Annotated in this window: 21 protein-coding genes; 19 read left to right on the forward strand and 2 right to left on the reverse strand. The window is 43.8% G+C overall.

Features of this window, described 5'->3' with window-relative positions; translation table 11 throughout:
* Window positions 1-63: 63 nt before the first annotated feature.
* From ubiG to CDG62_RS19045, 14 genes are all read left to right on the forward strand, one after another.
* Window positions 64-780, forward strand: a complete 717-nt coding sequence (gene ubiG, locus CDG62_RS18985; protein WP_087527575.1) for a bifunctional 2-polyprenyl-6-hydroxyphenol methylase/3-demethylubiquinol 3-O-methyltransferase UbiG — start codon at window positions 64-66, stop codon at window positions 778-780.
* Window positions 777-1,472 (forward strand): HAD family hydrolase, encoded by a 696-nt coding sequence (locus CDG62_RS18990; protein ID WP_087527574.1) that lies wholly within the window; start codon window positions 777-779, stop codon window positions 1,470-1,472. Before ubiG ends, CDG62_RS18990 begins: the two co-directional genes overlap by 4 nt.
* Window positions 1,473-1,508: 36 nt before the next feature.
* Window positions 1,509-2,255 (forward strand): YciK family oxidoreductase, encoded by a 747-nt coding sequence (locus tag CDG62_RS18995; protein WP_005401600.1) that lies wholly within the window; start codon window positions 1,509-1,511, stop codon window positions 2,253-2,255.
* Window positions 2,256-2,408: 153 nt separating this feature from the next.
* Window positions 2,409-2,828 (forward strand): hypothetical protein, encoded by a 420-nt coding sequence (locus CDG62_RS19000; RefSeq protein WP_087527625.1) that lies wholly within the window; start codon window positions 2,409-2,411, stop codon window positions 2,826-2,828.
* A 150-nt stretch (window positions 2,829-2,978) separates the two neighbouring features.
* A complete protein-coding gene (locus CDG62_RS19405; protein ID WP_162904051.1) occupies window positions 2,979-3,134 on the forward strand; it encodes a hypothetical protein in 156 nt (51 codons plus the stop codon).
* Window positions 3,135-3,380: 246 nt separating this feature from the next.
* On the forward strand, window positions 3,381-3,764 hold the full coding sequence (locus CDG62_RS19005) for an RcnB family protein (RefSeq protein WP_004983820.1): 384 nt from the start codon (window positions 3,381-3,383) through the stop codon (window positions 3,762-3,764).
* Window positions 3,765-4,060: 296 nt separating this feature from the next.
* Window positions 4,061-4,417, forward strand: coding sequence for an RcnB family protein (locus CDG62_RS19010; protein WP_087527573.1), 357 nt, complete (start codon window positions 4,061-4,063; stop codon window positions 4,415-4,417).
* Between the two features lie 124 nt (window positions 4,418-4,541).
* Window positions 4,542-5,894 (forward strand): amino-acid N-acetyltransferase, encoded by a 1,353-nt coding sequence (gene argA / locus CDG62_RS19015; protein ID WP_087527572.1) that lies wholly within the window; start codon window positions 4,542-4,544, stop codon window positions 5,892-5,894.
* Between the two features lie 331 nt (window positions 5,895-6,225).
* On the forward strand, window positions 6,226-7,185 hold the full coding sequence (locus CDG62_RS19020; RefSeq protein WP_087527571.1) for a sulfonate ABC transporter substrate-binding protein: 960 nt from the start codon (window positions 6,226-6,228) through the stop codon (window positions 7,183-7,185).
* A 17-nt stretch (window positions 7,186-7,202) separates the two neighbouring features.
* Window positions 7,203-8,198 (forward strand): aliphatic sulfonate ABC transporter substrate-binding protein, encoded by a 996-nt coding sequence (locus CDG62_RS19025; RefSeq protein ID WP_087527570.1) that lies wholly within the window; start codon window positions 7,203-7,205, stop codon window positions 8,196-8,198.
* Window positions 8,199-8,224: 26 nt separating this feature from the next.
* On the forward strand, window positions 8,225-9,400 hold the full coding sequence (gene ssuD, locus CDG62_RS19030; RefSeq protein WP_087527569.1) for an FMNH2-dependent alkanesulfonate monooxygenase: 1,176 nt from the start codon (window positions 8,225-8,227) through the stop codon (window positions 9,398-9,400).
* Complete coding sequence (gene ssuC, locus CDG62_RS19035; protein WP_063454421.1) at window positions 9,400-10,215, forward strand: aliphatic sulfonate ABC transporter permease SsuC; 816 nt, start codon at window positions 9,400-9,402, stop codon at window positions 10,213-10,215. The genes ssuD and ssuC overlap by 1 nt, the downstream gene beginning before the upstream one ends.
* A 10-nt stretch (window positions 10,216-10,225) precedes the next feature.
* Window positions 10,226-11,026 carry an ABC transporter ATP-binding protein gene (locus tag CDG62_RS19040; RefSeq protein ID WP_087527568.1) on the forward strand — a complete coding sequence of 267 codons (801 nt, stop codon included), beginning with the start codon at window positions 10,226-10,228 and terminating at the stop codon, window positions 11,024-11,026.
* 357 nt (window positions 11,027-11,383) lie between these two features.
* Window positions 11,384-12,022 carry a TetR/AcrR family transcriptional regulator gene (locus CDG62_RS19045; RefSeq protein WP_004684172.1) on the forward strand — a complete coding sequence of 213 codons (639 nt, stop codon included), beginning with the start codon at window positions 11,384-11,386 and terminating at the stop codon, window positions 12,020-12,022.
* 60 nt (window positions 12,023-12,082) lie between these two features.
* Here the strand turns inward: CDG62_RS19045 and CDG62_RS19050 are convergent, their stop codons facing one another.
* Both CDG62_RS19050 and CDG62_RS19055 read right to left on the reverse strand, forming a co-directional pair.
* Complete coding sequence (locus tag CDG62_RS19050; protein WP_087527567.1) at window positions 12,083-12,643, reverse strand: 5'-nucleosidase; 561 nt, start codon at window positions 12,641-12,643, stop codon at window positions 12,083-12,085.
* Between the two features lie 132 nt (window positions 12,644-12,775).
* Window positions 12,776-13,912: a TDT family transporter gene (locus tag CDG62_RS19055; RefSeq protein WP_087527566.1), complete on the reverse strand. Its 1,137-nt coding sequence runs from the start codon at window positions 13,910-13,912 to the stop codon at window positions 12,776-12,778.
* 206 nt (window positions 13,913-14,118) lie between these two features.
* Here CDG62_RS19055 and ribF point away from each other — a divergent pair, with 206 nt between their 5' ends.
* The 5 genes from ribF (at window position 14,119) to CDG62_RS19080 (ending at window position 19,735) form a co-directional block, all read left to right on the forward strand.
* A complete protein-coding gene (gene ribF, locus CDG62_RS19060; RefSeq protein WP_087527565.1) occupies window positions 14,119-15,120 on the forward strand; it encodes a bifunctional riboflavin kinase/FAD synthetase in 1,002 nt (333 codons plus the stop codon).
* Window positions 15,121-15,184: 64 nt separating this feature from the next.
* A complete protein-coding gene (gene ileS / locus CDG62_RS19065) occupies window positions 15,185-18,031 on the forward strand; it encodes an isoleucine--tRNA ligase (RefSeq protein ID WP_087527564.1) in 2,847 nt (948 codons plus the stop codon).
* On the forward strand, window positions 18,024-18,563 hold the full coding sequence (gene lspA / locus CDG62_RS19070) for a signal peptidase II (RefSeq protein WP_005401585.1): 540 nt from the start codon (window positions 18,024-18,026) through the stop codon (window positions 18,561-18,563). Before ileS ends, lspA begins: the two co-directional genes overlap by 8 nt.
* Entirely contained in the window at window positions 18,556-19,038 is a 483-nt protein-coding gene (locus tag CDG62_RS19075) for an FKBP-type peptidyl-prolyl cis-trans isomerase (protein ID WP_004684162.1), read from the forward strand. The genes lspA and CDG62_RS19075 overlap by 8 nt, the downstream gene beginning before the upstream one ends.
* Before the next feature lie 154 nt (window positions 19,039-19,192).
* Window positions 19,193-19,735 carry an NADPH-dependent FMN reductase gene (locus CDG62_RS19080; RefSeq protein ID WP_087527563.1) on the forward strand — a complete coding sequence of 181 codons (543 nt, stop codon included), beginning with the start codon at window positions 19,193-19,195 and terminating at the stop codon, window positions 19,733-19,735.
* Window positions 19,736-19,862 lie beyond the last annotated feature (127 nt).

Below are 19,862 nucleotides of genomic sequence, written 5' to 3' on the forward strand. Positions count from 1 at the left end.
TAAACGCTACACTAAGCTCTATTGAACATTTTAAATATTATGACTTAAATTGAGGTGCCGACGATGTCGCAACTGAATGTTGATCCACAAGAAATTGCCAAATTTGAAGCATTTGCTGCCATATGGTGGGATCAGCACTCGGAGTTCCGTCCTTTACACATGATCAACCCTTTACGCTTAAACTGGATTGATGAACATGCAGGTGGACTCAGCGGAAAAAAAGTCCTTGATGTCGGCTGTGGTGGCGGAATTTTAGCTGAAAGTATGGCACGTCGTGGTGCAGATGTGCTCGGTATTGATATGGGCGAAGCCCCGCTGAATGTGGCACGTTTACATGCAGAACAAGAAGGTGTTAAGCATATCGAATATCGCCAAATTCCAGTGGAGCAGCTTGCAGAAGAACAAGCTGGACAATACGATATTGTGACCTGCATGGAAATGTTGGAGCACGTACCCAATCCAGCCTCAATCATTGAAGCCTGCCATAAACTGGTGAAACCAGGCGGTCATGTGTTCTTCTCCACCATCAACCGTAATCCTAAAGCCTATCTATTTGCCATTATTGGTGCTGAATATGTACTGCGCATGTTAGCCAAAGGCACCCACGATTATCAAAAATTCATTAAGCCCTCTGAACTGGCACATGATATTCGCGGTGCTGGACTCAAACTGAAAGACATGACGGGTTTACATTACAATCCCTTGACCAAACGCTATTGGTTAGCACCAAATGTCGACGTCAACTATATGGTCTACACTGTCAAAGAAGGTGCTGTATGAAAGCCGTCTTATTCGACCTTGACGGCACCCTAATCGACACTGCCGCCGACTTTATTCGTATTATTCAAGACATGTGCCGTGAAAAAGGTGTTGCTGTGGTCGATGCAAACCTGATCCGTAGCCAAGTCTCTGAAGGTGCACGGGCGATGGTGAAATTGGTTTATCCAGAACTGGAAGTCGAAGACCCAATTTTTCTGGCACATCGTCAGCGTTTTTTAGACATCTATGGGGCGGATATTGCAGTAGATACCGACCTATTTTCGGGCATGTATCCGCTACTTGAAAAACTTGAAACCCAAGAGATTCCTTGGGGCATTGTCACCAACAAACCCCGCTGGCTCAGTGAAGCATTATTAGATGCACTGGATTTGACAGAACGCTGCGCTGTTTTGGTCTGTCCAGAAGATGTCAGCAAAACCAAGCCTGATCCTGAACCAATGTATTTGGCAGCCCAACAGATTGCGATTGCGCCTGAAGACTGTATCTATGTCGGTGATCATCCGCGTGATATCGATGCAGGTCGAAACGCACAGATGTATACCATTTTGGCGGCTTATGGTTATTTACCATTCGCGCACAAAGATGACTTAACAGCGTGGCAAGCAGATTGTATAGTGAAGACTGTGGCTGAATTGGACGATGTTATTCAATCTCTCGTGAGTCAAACTACACCGTCCAACTCACTGACTTGATCACAATTAAAAAATCAAAATAACGAGGAGGTAATGATGAAATATTCAGAATATCAACCTCGCCCCGATCTGCTCAAAGATCGCATCATCTTAATTACAGGTGCGGGCGATGGTATTGGTCGTGCTGCTGCATTAAGTTATGCCCTACACGGCGCAACGGTGGTGCTGCATGGGCGTACCTTAAATAAGCTCGAAGTCATTTATGATGAAATTGAAGGCTTAGGTGCGCCACAACCTGCAATTTTACCCTTGCAGCTATCGAGCGCCTCTCCTCGTGATTATGAATTATTGGTCGACACCTTAGAGCGCCAATTTGGGCGGCTAGATGGCATTTTACATAATGCAGGCATTTTGGGTGAGCGCACCGAACTGGAAAATTATCCTGTCGATGTCTGGGATGATGTCATGGCCGTCAACTTGCGTGCGCCATTCGTTATGACTCAAGAGTTAATGCCCCTACTGAAAAAATCTGAACATGCCTCCGTAGTTTTTGCCAGCTCAGGTGTCGGGCGTGAAACGCGTGAACGTTGGGGCGCATATTCCGTGTCTAAGATCGCAATTGAAGCGGTCAGCCAACTGTTTGCCAAAGAAAATACCTCTCCGAATATCCGTTTTAACTGTATCAATCCAGGGGCGACGCGCACTGCAATGCGTGCCAAAGCCTATCCTGATGAAGATCCAAAAACACTGCCAACACCTGAAAATATCATGCCTGCCTATTTGTACTTGATGGGTGATGACAGCTTACATATGAATGGTCAAAGCATTGATGCACAAGACTAAAATCATTCATTTAAAAGGAAGCTTCGGCTTCCTTTTTTTATGCATCAAACTGGAACTTTGTCATCGTCAGCATGATCTCAGATTCAAGAAGAGGTTGTCTTTTTTCAATTTTTGCGGATACTGATGCCCAACTCCATTTTTGAAGCATATGCCATGACGGACTTGAGCAACATCACTGTACAACACACTGAAGATGGTATGGTCAGCTTATTGATTGACCAACAGCCGATTTCAGAGAAATATGGAATGAAGTTTGAAGCCAGTATTGTGGAGGAACTTCAAGCGCTGGAAAATGGCGCCACACTGAAACTTTTCGACCAGTTTGTTTTTGCTCATACCGACTTAAACTTTGAACATAGCTATCACTACGTCACCGTCATTGCAAAGAATGATGAACAATACAAAGCCAAGAAAAGCTTTGTCTATCGCATCAAAATTGAAGGTCAGCCCGATATTGAGCACGCCATCAGTAAAAATGGTGAACCGATGACCGCAGCAGATGTACGTGAGTTTATCCAAGCCCATGTGCAGAAGTCATTGAGTGATTATACCGACCTCAACTACGCCTATTAAGCCGAATCAGCCAAGTTGAAAACTCAGCTTGGCTAGCTGTATATTTTAAATCGTATTTTTAAATCATTTTAATAAAAATATTCAGTTTTTCAGATTTAAATTTCCTATTTATCATTCTGATTGATCAAGAATTGAAAATAAGGATGCAGTATGGCTGATTTACAACGTAAACATGACACCATTCGTCATATCCATAATTTACAACTACCCGAAAGCCTGATTTGTGCTTTGGAGGATGCCAGCCAAGCTGAATCAGTAGTTCATTCAATCCGTTCATTACAACATCTGGCCCAGCAGTGGAATTAAATCATGTGCTATGCATTCTTTGACAAAAGGAGTGAAGAACGATAAAAATGAGTCAAAAATCAGAAGATACAGGCTGTTTGCTTTGGACTTTGGCGCAATTGATGATTTAATTCAGGCTTAGAATTGGGCATAATCTTCTTAATATCTATGCATTTGTTAATAAATACCCAATTCATCTTCACAGTTTCTCTGCATTTTTTTCGTACATTATAGGAAAGAATGAAATTACCTTAATGAGGATTCAACATGAAAAAGATTTTGACAGTATTGGCAATCTCTTTCAGTGCTTTGATGGCAAGCAGTCTCAGTACTGCTGCCCCTCAGTTTGACCACGACCATCCACGCTATGGCAATGAGCCACGCGGACGTGACTTTCGCGATTCTGATGATGACGATCAGCAAGATCGTCGACGTATGCGCGAAGAGCGCGGTGTCAAACGTTTACAACAGCATAAATGGCAACAAGGTTATGTTATGCCACAGCATTACCGTGGTAATGGCTATAAAGTCGAATATAAAGACCATAATCTTCCAAAGCCAAACCGAAACCAGCAGTGGTACAAAATCAATAATGACTACATCTTAGTCGACGCAGACAGCAACAATATTCTGCGGATTATGGGGCTTTAATCTGCGCTTCATTTTGTACAACGTAGCGACATTATTGAAACCTGAATCAGCACACTTTCACTCGCTTTAGCGCGACTACGTATTCCTCTCAAGAGACCACAGTCCAGCACAGCATGTAAGGCGTTGTTTCAGGTTTTTTATGTGCCAAAACTTTTGTTTGCAAGCATTACAGAAAAACCACAATCTCCTCAGTCTCTTCATACATTTCACAATTCACCTAAATAGCCCTCACGCTTTCTCTAGAGTTATTCGCTAATTTTGAATCATCGAAACAAGACTAATACTGGATGAAGGCAATGAAAAAAATTCTGACTGCAATCACATTCTCTTTGGGCACGCTCATGGCAACATCTGCTATGGCAGCACCACAATACTATGACCGCTCGCACGATCATGACTCGCGCTGGGATCATCGCGATGACCGTCGTTGGGACAATGACAACCGCTACCAAAACAAACGTGTCAACCCAAGCCGTGACTGGCGCTCAGGTCAATATTTACCACGAGGCTATGACTCATCGCGTTATCACGTCAGTGACCGAGAAGCACGTCGCCTACCCAACACTGGACGCTACCAACAGTGGTATAAGGTCAATGGTGACTATGTTTTAGTCAATGAGCGTAATAACCGTATCCTGCGTATTATCGGCTAATTCTGGTTTGTGTCGCATAACCAATGAAACACCTGAACGTTGCATCAGGTGTTTTTCTATTTAAGACTTCCTCTTCTGCAATTTTTGATTAAAATCATGCTAAGCAGTTCATTTTGAGACAGGCATGCACGCGAATCCCATCGAAACACATCACAGTACAACTTTGCAGTATGTGCATTGGTTTCGACATTCTGCGCCTTATATCAATGCTCACCGTAATAAAACCTTTGTGATTATGTTCGATGGTGAAGCCGTTCAGCATGATAACTTTCAACATATTATTCACGACATTGCCCTGCTGCATTCACTCGGAATTCGTCTGATCTTGGTGCATGGCGCACGACCGCAAATCAACCACAACTTAAAACAAAGTCAACTACAAACGCCATTCCATCAGTATTGTCGCGTCACCACCCGAGAATCGTTGGGCTGTGTGATGAATGCGGTGGGCTCGATTCGTTTGCAAATTGAAGCCTTACTGTCGATGGGACTGGCCAACTCACCGATGTATGGCGCACGCATTGATGTGGTTTCAGGGAATTTTGTCACAGCCAAGCCCTATGGCATTCGCGATGGGGTCGATTTTCAGTTAACAGGTGAAGTCCGTACGGTCGACACCGATGCCATCCAACGCCATTTGGATAATCACAATATTGTTTTGCTCGGGCCAACCGGCTATTCCACCACAGGCGAAGTATTCAATCTGCTAGCTGAAGAAGTGGCGACCCGCACAGCGATTCATCTTAAAGCGGACAAACTGATTTTCTTGGGCAAACAACATGGTCTGCTCAATGAACATGGTCAGTTGCAACGCGAAATTTCGCCCCACAAGCTCGATGCGCAAATTGAGAAATACCAAGATTCGAATCCAGACATTGCCGTGCATTTACGCGGTGCCAAAAAGGCCTCCACGCATGGCGTCCATCGCGTCCATCTGATTTCCTATGCTTATGATGGTGCCTTGGTTGAAGAGCTCTTCACTCGCGATGGTTCGGGCACCATGATTACCGATGCCCATTATGAAGAAGTCCGTATGGCCAACATTCAAGATGTCGGCGGACTGATTAACCTATTACGCCCACTTGAAGAAGAAGGTATTTTGGTTTATCGCTCACGTGAACGTCTCGAAAACGAAATTGGCCAATTTGCGGTGATTGAACGTGACGGCATGATCTTGGCCTGTGCCGCACTCTACCCACTGCCAGCGGCAGAGGGTGAAATCCGTAGCGCTGAAATTGCCTGTGTCGCAGTCGATCCTAGCTATCGAAAATCTAATCGCGGCAGCCAAATTTTGCATTATCTCGAAGGTAAAGCCCGCAGTATGGGCATTCAACAGTTGTTTGTACTGACCACACGTACTGCTCATTGGTTCTTAGAACATGGCTTTGAAACGGCCAATGTCGATGAACTTCCGAATGCACGCCAAGCCTTATACAACTATCAGCGCAACTCGCTCGTCTTTAAAAAGCCACTTTAAGTGGCTTTTGCAAAATTATGAATATCTTTATTTCTCATATCTTTATCTAGAAAATACTGCAAAAATTGCTCAAATCTATATTGCGTGAAAGACTAAGCTTATTCCAAAAATAAAAATACCTTTTAAATAATAAATATCAATAAGTTAATATCAATAAATTTTATATTTTATGTTTTTTATATTGCTGTTTTTTGCATAAGTTTTGCACTTTTATTTTTATCTTTTTTTTTCATGTCTAAAGCCCGATTTCTTATTTTTTCTGAAAAGAAATGCCCATTAGCGTATGTGTTCACCAACTCACTCACCTTATTTATTTGGAGTTATGAAACACATGAGCACTTCTCAAGCACAGTTCTGGATCAAAACAAGCGTTCTTTCTGCAGCAGTCGTGGGTGCCATGATGTTATCTGGATGTGGGAAAAAAGAAGCTGAAACCATCACACTCAATATTGGCTTTCAAAAATATGGCATTTTGCCCATCGTCAAAGAGCGTGGCACTTTAGAAACGGCGCTTAAAGCACAAAATGTCCAAGTGAAATGGGTCGAGTTTCCCGCAGGTCCACAGCTCCTCGAAGGCTTAAATGTCGGCAGTGTGGTCTTTGGTGAAGCAGGGGAAGCGCCTCCAATTTTCGCACAAGCTGCAAATTCGAACTTGGTTTACATTGCCAACCAACCTGCTGCACCTAAAGCAGAAGCACTGATTGTACAAAAAGACTCAAAGATTCAAAGCATTCAAGATTTAAAAGGCAAACGGATTGCACTCAACAAAGGTTCAAATGTGCATTACCTGCTACTCAAAGTATTAGAAGCGAATAACCTGAAACTTTCTGATATTGAAGCGGTGTATCTTCCCCCATCGGATGCACGTGCCGCATTTGAACGTGGTGCAGTCGATGCATGGGTCATTTGGGATCCATTCTTTGCTGCCGCTGAACACCAAATCTCAGCACGTGTGATTGCTACGGGAGAAAACTTAGTCAGTAATCATCAGTTCTATTTGGCCGATCGTAAATTTGCCCAAACCCATCCAGAAGTTTTAAAAACGGTCGTCAATGAACTCAACACCACCACACAGTGGGTCAAACAAAATCAACAACAAGCAGCCCAGTTGTTAGAAAAACCGACAGGCTTGTCTTTAGACATTTTACAAAGCTCGATTGGTCGTATGGGCTTTGGCGTTCAACCCATTTCAGCGGAAGTCGCAAAAAAACAGCAGTACGTTGCGGATGCTTTCTATCAACAAAAACTCATTCCAAACAAGCTGAATATTGACGCTGCCATTATTAAATAAAAAATAACGAGATCATCATGAAAACACTGAAAACAGTTTCTAGTATTGGCATCGTCAGCTTGAGTCTTGGACTCGGGGCATGCCAAAAGCAAGACACAGCAGTACCGAACACGCCAGAAAAACAGGCAGCAGCTCCAGTTAAAACACTGTCGATTGGCTACCAAAAGTCGTCTTTGAACCTATTGGTCGCGCGTGAGCAAAAGTTATTTGAGCAGCAATTTCCTCAAGCCAAAATTGAATGGAAAGAATTTCCTGCTGGTCCACAAATGTTAGAAGCATTATCCGTTGGTGCTGTCGATTTTGGTGCTGTGGGCAATACCCCACCGATCTTTGCCCAAGCTGCTGACAAAGCACTCAGTTATGTCGGCTACGAACAAGTACCCGCTAACTCTCAAGCCCTGTTAATTCCTAAAAATAGTAGCATTGGTTCAATCCAAGCCTTAAAAGGCAAACGCATTGCCGTTCAGCGTGGTTCAAGCGCGCATGAGTTGTTGGCGAAAATCTTACAAAAAGCAGGACTCAGTTGGCAGGACATTCAACCGATTTGGCTGCCCCCTGCGGATGCACGTGCCGCGTTTGATAAACAATCCATCGATGCATGGGCCATTTGGGAACCCTACCTCAGTGCAGCAGAACAAGATGCTCATGCCAAAGTTTTGATTGATGGCACAGCATTTCCACAAACCTATTCTTTTTATATTGGCAATCCAAAATTTATTCAGGCCTATCCTGAAGCGACCGCTCAATTCATCCACGGCTTGAATCAGGCCGATCAATGGGTGCTGAAAAACCAAGTACAAGCACTTTCGGTCTATACCCAAAGTACGGGTTTACAGCCCTCTATTGCTCAACGGGTCATCGACAAACGTCTGAAACCGTCTCCGATTCAAACCCTGACGCCTGAAGTGGTACAAGCCCAACAACAGATTGCCGATTTGTTCCAACAAGTCCAGCTCATTCCGAAACACATTCAAGTTCAAAGTACCGTTTGGGTTGCACCGAGCAAACCTTAAACGACTCTATCTAAGGATTTTTAAAAATGAAAATTTTCTGGTTTATCCCAACTCACGGTGACAGTCGCTACTTAGGTACCAGCAAAGGTGCTCGTCAAGTGGACCATGCTTATATGAAACAGATTGCGGTTGCCGTGGATAATTTAGGTTATGAAGGTGTACTGATTCCAACGGGTCGTTCATGTGAAGATCCATGGTTGACCGCAGCCAGTCTGATTGATGCCACAAAAAAATTAAAATTCTTGGTTGCATTACGTCCAGGCGTGACCACTCCGGCACTGGCTGCACGGATGGCAGCCACCTTTGACCGTCTCTCCAATGGTCGAGTTTTATTGAACTTGGTGACAGGTGGCGATGAAAAAGAACTGCAAGGCGATGGTGTTTATGAAGACCATTCCACTCGCTATAAAACAGCCAATGAATACGTCAAAATTTGGCGTGAGATTTTAACCCGCTCCCATACAGGTGAAAGCTTTAGCTTTCACGGCGAACGTCTAAACGTAGATGATGCTAAACTGCTGTATCCACCTGTACAACAGCCCTACCCTCCTCTTTGGTTTGGTGGCTCATCGGATGATGCCATCGAGTTGGCGACGGATCAGGTCGACACATATCTCACATGGGGTGAACCCCCTACTGCGGTTAAAGAAAAAATTGCCACTGTACGTGCCAAAGCCGAGGCCAAAGGCCGTACGCTCAACTATGGTATTCGTCTGCATGTGATTGTACGTGAAACCAATGAACAAGCCTGGCAAGCGGCTGAAGAGCTCATTCAATATGTCGATGATGCCACCATTGCAGCAGCACAGGCCAAATTTAAGAGCATGGACTCGGTCGGTCAACGTCGTATGGCCGAACTACACAATGGTGACCGTAGCAAACTTGAAGTGTCCCCAAACCTTTGGGCAGGTGTAGGTCTGGTTCGTGGGGGGGCAGGTACGGCATTGGTCGGCGATCCTGAAACGGTTGCAGCCCGTATTCAAGAATATGCAGATTTGGGCATCAGCACCTTTATTTTCTCAGGCTATCCACATCTTGAAGAGTCGATTCGTTTTGCCGAATTGGTGTTTCCACTCCTACCGCTTGAAACTCAAGCAAAGTTGGCTCAGCCAAATTTAACAGGCCCCTTTGGCGAGATTGTGGCAAACAACTACACACCTGATGAAAACAAAAAAGCAAAAGTGATTCAGGAGCCTGCCTAATGTCCAAAATCGTTTCAGTGCAAACCCTCCAGCAGGAAAAGGTTTCACGTGGAACTCAGTTAGGGCAGCTATTGCTGCCTTGGCTCTTTCCTATCGGCTTGATTGTGCTTTGGCAAATTGCCTCCAGCACAGGACTTTTAGAAAGTCGGATTTTACCTGCACCAACGGCGGTAGTTACTGCTTTTTGGCACCTGTTACTGAGTGGAGAGCTTTGGAAGCATGTGCAAGTCAGTGCAGGTCGTGCATTACTCGGCTTATTGGTGGGCGGAGGCTTAGGACTATTTCTGGGTTTGCTAAATGGTTCATCAAAAACAGCATCAACTCTGCTCGACACCACCCTACAGATGATCCGAAATATTCCGGCACTGGCACTTATTCCGTTGGTGATCTTATGGTTCGGGATTGATGAAACCGCCAAGCTATTTTTGGTTGCGGTCGGGGTCTTTTTTCCCATTTACATCAACACCTATCACGGCATACGTTCGGTAGATCCACAACTAATTGAAATGGGGAAAAGCTATGGTTTGACCCGTTGGCAATTGTACAAAGAAATTATTTTACCGGGTGCGATGCCCTCTATTTTAGTCGGACTGCGCTTTTCACTGGGTTTGGTTTGGGTTCTGCTGATCGTTGCCGAAACCATTTCGGCACAAGCGGGCATTGGTTATATGACCATGAATGCGCGTGAATTTTTACAGACTGACATCGTCTTGGTGGGGATTTTACTGTATGCCCTACTTGGAAAACTGGCTGATGTACTGGCCGTCACATTAGAAAAATACCTGCTGCGTTGGCATGCAGGATACCAAAAATAAGGAGTCTGAGATGACTGATTTAAGCCTTGGTCGCCATGCCACTATTACATCGCAGCCAAATAGCAATCAAGACATCAACCCTCAAGCAGTGCTTGGGGCCGAAATTATTATCGAGCAACTGCATAAGTTTTATGGTTCAGTTAAAGTCCTTGAAGACTTAGACCTGCATATTCAACCAGGTGAGTTTTTAGCCATTGTCGGACGCAGTGGTTGTGGTAAAAGTACTCTCCTGCGCCTGATTGCCAACTTAGAACAACAAAGCTACGGCGAAATTAAGTTTAAATCCGCGCGACACCTCCGAGAAGGGATTACTGCAGACGATATACGGGTCATGTTCCAAGATCCACGACTGCTACCATGGCGCTCCATTGAACAAAATGTACAATTGGGGCTGCCAAAACAACAACATGCCACTGCCTCGGGTCTACTAGAAAAAGTCGGACTCAAAGAAAAAGCGGGGCTTTGGCCTTCGCAGCTCTCTGGGGGACAGCGTCAACGAACCGCTTTAGCACGGGCTTTATCACATAAACCGCGGATTTTATTACTCGATGAACCTTTGGGAGCACTCGATGCCTTAACCCGCTTAGACATGCAGAATTTGATTGAAAAATTATGGACAGAACAAGGCTTTACCGCCATTTTAGTCACCCATGATGTCAGTGAGGCTGTTCAACTGGCCGATCGGATTATTTTGCTAGACCGTGGCCATATTGCTAAAGAATTTCAAGTCGACCTGCCTCGCCCTCGCGTCAAAAATATGCCGTTCAATACCCTTGAACAACAAGTGTTAAATGCAGTTTTAGCCACATAAGTAGACTAAAAATCCTTAGCTTGGGGAGCTAAGGATTTTTTATGCTGGATTTCAGTAAAAAAACAGAAGACTGTCATATGACTTAAGCATACTTTATTTTAAACAATGTATTAAATTTCACGTTATTTTTATCAAAACATGCCACTTCACATGGAATCATTTCATATAGTTTAGACAAAATAGTTTTTATATAATTATATTTTATTGGACAACTTTTAGAATTTATCGCAATTTAAGAGCCAATCTACAGAATAAATGATCATTATTCAAAAAATTAAATTTCCACTTTGTGCACAAATCTGATGATTTGCCGTACAATTTGTCCTTCCCCCTTTTTATTGTTTTTTAAATTAGAGAATGGAACAGAAAAAGAGTACTCAAAAACGCCACCAGCTGCTGAATGCTGCACTAGACGTCTTCTCGCTCTATGGGTTTAATGGAGCAAGCTTAGATGAAATCGCACAGATTGCTGAAATGCACAAATCGAATATTTTCTATTACTATGAAAATAAAGAAGCTTTGTACGTTGAAGTTTTAACGACGGTTTTACAAAAATGGTTAGCCCCACTACAAATGTTAGAAGCTGACTTAGAGCCGGAAGAAGCGATCACCAACTACTTATTGCAAAAGATTGAGGTTTCTCGGACTCAACCGAAAGCATCTCGCTTATTTGCTTTAGAGGTGATCCAAGGGGCGCCACATATTTTGGAAATCCTTAAAGGGCCTTTAAAGAAGCTGGTCAAACGTAAAGCCAAAGTCATTAGCAATTGGCAAGAGCAAGGTAAAATTTCAACTGAAATTGACCCTGAGCTATTAATCCTCAATATTTGGGCCTTGACGCAAAACTATGCTGACTTTGCCACACAAATGGAAATGGTGACAGGTAAAACCCTACGTAACCGCAGTATGCAACAACGAGTCATTCAACATACCGTACATATGATGCTGTATGGCGTGATCCCGCGAACACCGTCTGAATTATTCAAAGCTGAGTAATTTTGGCATACGACCATAGCATTCTATGGTCGCCGAGTTTCAAAAGACAGAATCAAAGCCTCAGATACTTTCAAATAATGCTAATAATTTCTGAGCTCCCAATAACAAATTGTCCTCCCAGTCCAAATGCGCGGTGTCGTTGGCACCATCTGAAATATATTTGACCGAAATCAGGCGAACACCCAATTTCTTACAGACTTTTGCCAGTGCATATCCTTCCATATCAACCAAATGACACGGCACTTTAGATTCACCCGTTTCAAAGCTATCCCCTGTTCCACAGATGCCGGTACGGAGTTGTTGGAAAAACGGTTCTAAGTGAATTTCTGCAGGATGCATGGTGTCAAATGGGGTAAAACCGACAGCGAAACCCAGTGGGGAGACATCCATGTCGCGTTGTACAAATTGGGAGACTTCAACTAACTCGTGCTTATCAAAATAAGTACTGCCTGCTGTACCTAAATTAATCAAGGTTTTACAGCCTGTTTTTTGAATCACTTCAAAGGCTTTATAGGCCGCGTTGACTTTTCCAATACCGCTGTAGTGAACTTCAATCCCTGCTTGCTCAAATAATCCTTTAGACTCATTTGGCAAAGCCATGATCAGTGCAACATCCGACATAAAATACTCAAATAACCGACTTCATACGTGCCATTAGAAAACAAATCAGTCTGAAAGAAAAGCGCCTCTGGTCTTTGCTCAAACAATGTACATAAAATCAAATGGCGCTTTAAACTGAAACGACTTCTGGCCTCATTTATATTGCTGTTCTAAATAGGTTTTTAAGCACGGCGAAAAGAACAAATGACCTTGATAAAAACCCTGTGCCGTCTTGGTTGCAACCAAACTCCATAACAACATCAGTATGGCTGCAAAAGCATAGCCAACGGCGTACAGGAAAGCCAAATTGAGTTGTTGGGCTAAGTTTAAGATTGCGAGCGTATATACGCCCAATGGGAAAGTCAGTCCCCACCAACCCAAATTAAACGGTAAGTTCTGTTTGGCATGGTGCAAAGTCGTTAGTACCGCAATTCCCAACCACCACAGCCCAAAACCCAGCAGAATTAAACTGGTCAAAATACCCGCCTGCTGAAAGAACTGACCCAGTTGGGCTAAACCTAAACTTGCCATCAGCATTGGTGCCTGATGCCCCAGAACCAATAACGCCAAAGCAGCAGTCCCTATCGGCCCCAAAGCCAACCAACTGCTGACCGCCAACTCTTTTTCAGGCAGTTTATGTAAGACCAATCGCAACATTAAAATCGTTAAAATAGCAAAGGCAGGTAATACTGAAACACCCCACAACACATAACTGCCCAATAAAATCGCAACGGTGTGAGTATCTGCTGCCAAATGCCCCAGCAATAAACCACCGCTGCTGGCCGCAACTTCACAGGCCACGATCGGTAACAGCCACACCGCGGTCATCTGCTGTAAAGCATGCTCCTGATGTCGATACATGGCAAAAGGAACTGCCCACGCCACCAAGAGCGCCAAGACCACATCTGCATACCAAAGCGTTTGCGCAATCTGTATAGCTGTGTCGCCATAAATAGGCTGGCCATACTTTAAAAAGCCATTGAGGATGGTGGCCATCGCCATCGGGATCGTCCCTAAAAATAGGCTCATGCTTGGATGCAGAAAAATCTGTTTGGCTTCGTGCGGATAAAATGCCCAACGTAAGCCATATAGCACACTAAAAAGGATGAACAGTAAAATATTGAAATACCACAGCCCTGTGCCCAGTTGCCATGTGAGTGCCTTGAACATCGGAAACTCTGATACAATTAACGCCACGACACCTGTTCCCATACTGACGGTAAACCAGTTGGGGGTGAATTGACGAATGATATTGTGGCATTGTCCAAGTTGTGTAAATGGTTTTTGCATGAGTTTGGCCTCATTTAAAATCTACATTTATACTAATCAAATCCATAAATAAGAAAAATTGATTAATTTATATTAAATAAATCAATAAAATTAATATAAATATACTTTGCACTAAATTTTGCGTTGTCAAAAAACAACCACAAGACGAATGCCCAAGAATATGGCAATATATAAGCCGTTCTTAATTCCAAGCACTTGATTTGCCCATGAAGCTGCTCCGTCTAAATGCTTTGCCCTCAAATACCCAATTAGAAAAAACCGCTGTCACCATCGGTAATTTTGACGGGGTGCATTTGGGTCATCAAGCCATGATTCATCAGCTCAAAGCCGTTGCAAAACAACAAAATCTAAAAACAGTAGTGATGATTTTTGAGCCTCAACCACTTGAATTCTTTAAAGGTTATGATGCTCCACCGCGTATTTCGTCATTGCGTGAGAAAGTCGAATATTTAACTGAGCTGGGTGTGGACTATATTGCGGTTGCGAAGTTTGACAACAGCTTCCGAAGTTTAAGTGCAGAACAATTTGCCGATATTTTAAAAGAAAAACTCAATGCCCAAAGTCTGGTTTTAGGCGATGACTTTCACTTTGGTAAAAACCGCCAAGGTAACAGCGAATTTCTCGAAAATTATGGTTTTCAAGTCCACAATCTAGAAACCATCCTTTCAGAGGGTGAACGCGTCAGTTCAACTCGGATTCGCCAAACACTGGCCGCAGGGAACTTGGCGCTGGCTGCTCAGTTATTAGGGCGCCCTTATAGCATTACGGGTCGCGTACAATATGGCGACCAAATTGGCCGAACTCTTGATTTTCCAACCATTAATGTACGTTTAAACCGGCATAAACCCTGCTTAAACGGCATTTTTGGTGTAGATGTGATATGTGAAACCACATCTTTACGCGACAAAGTGAAAGCAGACCACCCTGATCGATTAGGGATTGCAGGATATGACCATTCAGCGCTTTTTGGTGCGGGTCATGTCGGAACGCGACCTGCCATCAAACAAGCACAGCCAGAATGGCGATTAGAAGTACATTTCCCTGATGTTTCTGCTAATCTGTATGGCTTGTTAATGCGGGTCACCTTCTTAAACTATTTACATGGTGAAAAGAACTACCCTTCGCTGGAAGCACTGAAAGCGGGAATTGATGATGATGTGGAGAAACTTCTTGAGTTTCGTCACAACAACCCAACTTTTCCCATTTAATCCCGAAAATTTTTAATGTAAAACGCGTCAGACTCAAAGCTGATTAAATTGGAAGACAACTTGCATGAGCGATAAGCAAACTCCTGAAAATGCAGTGGATTATAAAGCCACACTAAACCTCCCAGGTACTGAATTTGCAATGAAAGCAAATCTGGCAGTACGTGAAGCAAAATGGTTAGAAGAGTGGTATGCCGACAACATTTATCAGCAGATTCGCGCATCGCGTATTGGCAAGAAAAAATATGTGCTGCATGATGGCCCTCCGTATGCGAACGGTCAGATTCACTTAGGTCATGCCGTCAACAAAGTACTCAAAGACATTATTATTAAAAGTCGTGTCCTCGATGGTTTTGATGCACCTTACGTTCCAGGTTGGGACTGCCACGGTCTACCAATTGAACTGAAAGTCGAAGAAAAAGTCGGTAAAGTTGGTGTCAAAGTCGATGCCTCAACGTTCCGTAAAGCGTGTCGTGAATATGCTTACACTCAAGTCGAACTGCAAAAGAAAGACTTTGTGCGTATGGGTGTGTTTGGTGACTGGGACAATCCGTACCTCACCATGAACTTCAAACAAGAAGCGGACATCGTACGTTCTTTAGGCGCAATTGCGAAAGCGGGACATATCGAACCGGGTTTAAAACCTGTGAACTGGTGTTTAGACTGCGGTTCAGCACTTGCTGAAGCTGAAGTGGAATATGAAGATAAAAAATCTGATGCCATCGATGTTGGCTTTAGCGTTGTCGATTTAGCTGATCTTTCTGCTCGTTTAGGCGTAGCCGTTGCTGACCGCACCGACATCGTGATCTGGACGACCACGCCTTGGACCTTACCAGCCAACCAAGCTGTGACCTTACATGCCGAGCTTGAGTATCAGTTGGTGAAAGCCCGTGGCGAAGAAAAAGAGCCACAAAACTTTATCTTGGCGAAAAATTTAGTTGAATCTGCAACTGAACGTTATGGTTTTAACAGTGTTGAAGTGTTAGCCGAGTTCACGGGTAACACACTTGAACATTTAAGCCTACAACACCCACTCATTGCTGAGCGTCAAGTACCAGTAATTTTAGGTGAACACGTCACTGCAGACAGCGGTACAGGTGCCGTTCATACCGCACCAGCACACGGTGCAGACGACTATAAAGTTGGTCTAACTTATAACCTGAGCATCGACAACCCAGTCGGTGGTAACGGTGTCTACTTACCAAGCTCTCCAATTTTTGCTGGCGAACACATTTACAAAGCCAATCCGCAAATCATCGCGGCTTTAAGCGAAGCGAACAAATTGTGGGCACACAAGCCAATCAAACACAGCTACCCGCACTGCTGGCGTCACAAAACTCCAATCATCTTCCGTGCGACCCCACAATGGTTTATCAGCATGGATGCGAAAGGTCTACGTAACAATGCTTTAAATGCGATTGAAAACGAGATCAGTTTTGTACCAGATTGGGGTAAAAACCGTATTCAAGCCATGATTGAAGGTCGTCCAGACTGGTGTATTTCACGTCAACGTACTTGGGGTGTGCCAATCCCATTCTTCGTGCATAAAGATACCAACGAACTACATCCGCGCACAGCAGAGCTGATCGAAGAAGTGGCAAAACTGATCGAACAAGAAGGAATTGACGCTTGGTATAACCGTGAAGCTAAAGACTTTATTGGTGATGAAGCGGAACAGTACAATTGTGTGCGTGACACTTTAGACGTGTGGTTCGACTCAGGCACAACGCACTATGCCGTGCTGCGTGAACGCGAAGAACTCACCGATCCTGCTGATTTATATCTTGAAGGTTCGGACCAACACCGTGGTTGGTTCCAGTCATCCTTATTAACTTCTGTTGCCATCAACGAGCGCGCACCTTATAAAGGCTTGCTGACGCATGGTTTTGTTGTGGATGAAAAAGGCCGTAAGATGTCAAAATCTTTGGGCAATATCATCACTCCGCAAGACATCATTAAAGACATGGGTGCCGACGGCTTACGTTTCTGGATTGCCTCAGCAGATTACCGTTATGAAATGACGGCAGGTAAAGAAATCTTTAACCGTGCATCAGATGGCTATCGTCGTATTCGTAACACGCTACGTTTCTTGTTGGCGAACCTCAATGGTTTCAAACCATCCACTGATGCCCTGCCTGTCGACCAGTTGATTGCACTTGATCAATATATCTTGCAACGTGCAGCAGATGTACAGAAAACCATTCAACAAGCCTATGAAGATATGAACTTCCATATCGTCACCAATGCCTTGACCAACTTCTGTATTAATGACTTAGGTGGTTTCTACCTCGACATCATCAAAGACCGTCAGTACACCACCAAAGCGGATTCGCAAGCCCGTCATTCAGCGCAAACTGCGTTGTATCACTTGGTACAAGCTTTTGTACGTTGGATGTCGCCAATCTTAAGCTTTACTGCGCAAGAAGCATGGCCACTGATTCCAGAACAAACTGATAAATACGTATTCACTACGGAATGGTATGACATTCCTGTGGCATCAAAAGCAAACCTGTTGTCTGAAGCCGATTGGCAAACGCTGATTGCAGTGAAGTCTGCGGTGAACAAGTTCATCGAAACTGCGCGTACCGCGAAAATCGTGGGTTCAAATCTCTCTGCCAAAGTTGAACTGTGGGCAGATGCAGAACTCAAAAACGTACTAGATCGTTTAGGTGATGAACTTCGCTTTGTCCTGATTACATCACAAGTACTTGTGAATGCATTCGATGCAACTCAAGGCGAAACCTCTGATCTAGCTGGTCTGAATGTACAAGTCTCAGCGGCTGATGGTGAAAAATGTGTACGCTGCTGGCATGTGCTGCCAGATGTGAATACACATGTTACACATCCAGGTTTATGTGGACGTTGTATTATCAACCTTCCTACAGGCCAAGGCGAAGAGAGAAAATATGCCTAACCCTCAACAGAAAAAGGGCTTATTCCAATTCTATCCACACAATTTGGTGTGGGTAGGTTTGGCGATTCTAGCTATTGTCTTAGATCAATGGACCAAATGGATTGCCAGTACCCATCTGAATTATGCAGATCCAGTACCAGTCCTGCCCTTTTTAAATTGGACTTTATTGCATAACTATGGCGCAGCCTTTAGTTTCTTGTCCGATGCAGGTGGCTGGCAGCGTTATTTCTTTACTTCTCTTGCAGGCATTGTGTCTGTCATTTTCCTGTTTTGGTTAATGCGTATGCCCAAAACCGTGAAAGTGCTGCCCATCGCAATTGCTCTTATTTTAGGTGGTGCTATAGGGAATCTGATTGACCGTGTAACCTTAGGCTACGTGGTTGATTTTATTCATGTGTACTATCAAAACAGCCACTTCCCAGCGTTTAATATTGCCGATAGTGCGATTACGCTAGGAACAATCCTTTTGTTGATCGATACCTTTTTTCTCGAAAAAAACCGTATCCAACGTGCCGAAGTAAACCATGACTGATTTTATTAATCCCAATGAAGAAACTCGCGTTAGCGAAGGTTCAAAAGTAGAGTTACATTTTTCTGTTTGCATTGAAAATGGCGTAGAAATTGATAACACACGTAGCCGCGAAGAGCCTGTGAGCTTGGTAATGGGTGATGGTAGCTTACTCCCTGGTTTTGAAAAAGCCCTGTTCGGTTTACGTGCTGGTGACCGCCGTACGGTGAGCCTACCACCAGAAGATGCTTTTGGCCCTTGGAACCCTGAAAACGTACAACAGTTTGATACGGTCAAATTTGAACAACGTCCTATTGAAGGGCACATGATTGAATTTGAAGACAAAGCCAAACAAAGCCTGTATGGCGTAGTGAAAACTGTAGGTGATGACATCACTGAAGTCGACTTTAACCATCCATTGGCAGGTAAAGATATTACCTTTGAAGTGGAAATCTTCAAAGTGACGCCTGCTGGCCAACAAGGCATCAAAATTATGTAAAGCCACAGATCAGCCGTCTGTATGCCATTCAAAGCTCCTTCGGGGGCTTTTTTAATGCCTCAAACATTGGTCGATCAGATACATATTCAATCTATGCAAAGCCTAATTTTCATACTACCGTATCGTAATCACATTTATTTCCCAAGGAATTTTCATGAAAATTCAGGTCATTATAGGCAGTGTGCGTGAAGGTCGAACTGCCATTAAAGTTGCTCGATGGGTGAAAAAAGGCTTTGAACAACTTGGGCTCAATACGGTCCAACTCGAGCTAGTCGACTTAAAAGAGTGGGATTTGCCAATTTTTTCAGGTGCAAATCCCCCTATGACGGGCATTTATGATCAACCCAAACAACAAGCATGGGCCGATCACATTGTCCAAGGCGATGCCTTTATTTTTATTAGTCCTGAATACAATCATGGCTATAGTCCAGCACTCAAAAATGCATTGGACTACTTAGGCAAAGAATGGCAAGGCAAACCTGCAGCCTATATCAGTTATGGCGGGACTAATGGCTCACGCTCCATCGACCAAATTCGCCAAGTCGGTACTCAACTCGGCCTAGTCGATACCAATGCCGTGATTGAAATTCGGGACATTTTTTCACGCAATAAAACCGAAGATTTTGAACCAAATCCTTTTGATGAGAAAAATCTAAAAGCAGCAATTGATAAACTCATTAAATATGTCAGCGCATAAGCATGAGATTCTTCTGTACGCTATTGCTTACAGTAACTTAAGTATTTGTCGGCTTTTCAATCAACAGTATCGACGCTATAGTTAAACCATACAGAGACAGGAAGTCTCAATTAAAAACAAAAATAAT

It is taken from the genome of Acinetobacter sp. WCHA55 (genome assembly GCF_002165305.2).
Classification (GTDB): domain Bacteria; phylum Pseudomonadota; class Gammaproteobacteria; order Pseudomonadales; family Moraxellaceae; genus Acinetobacter.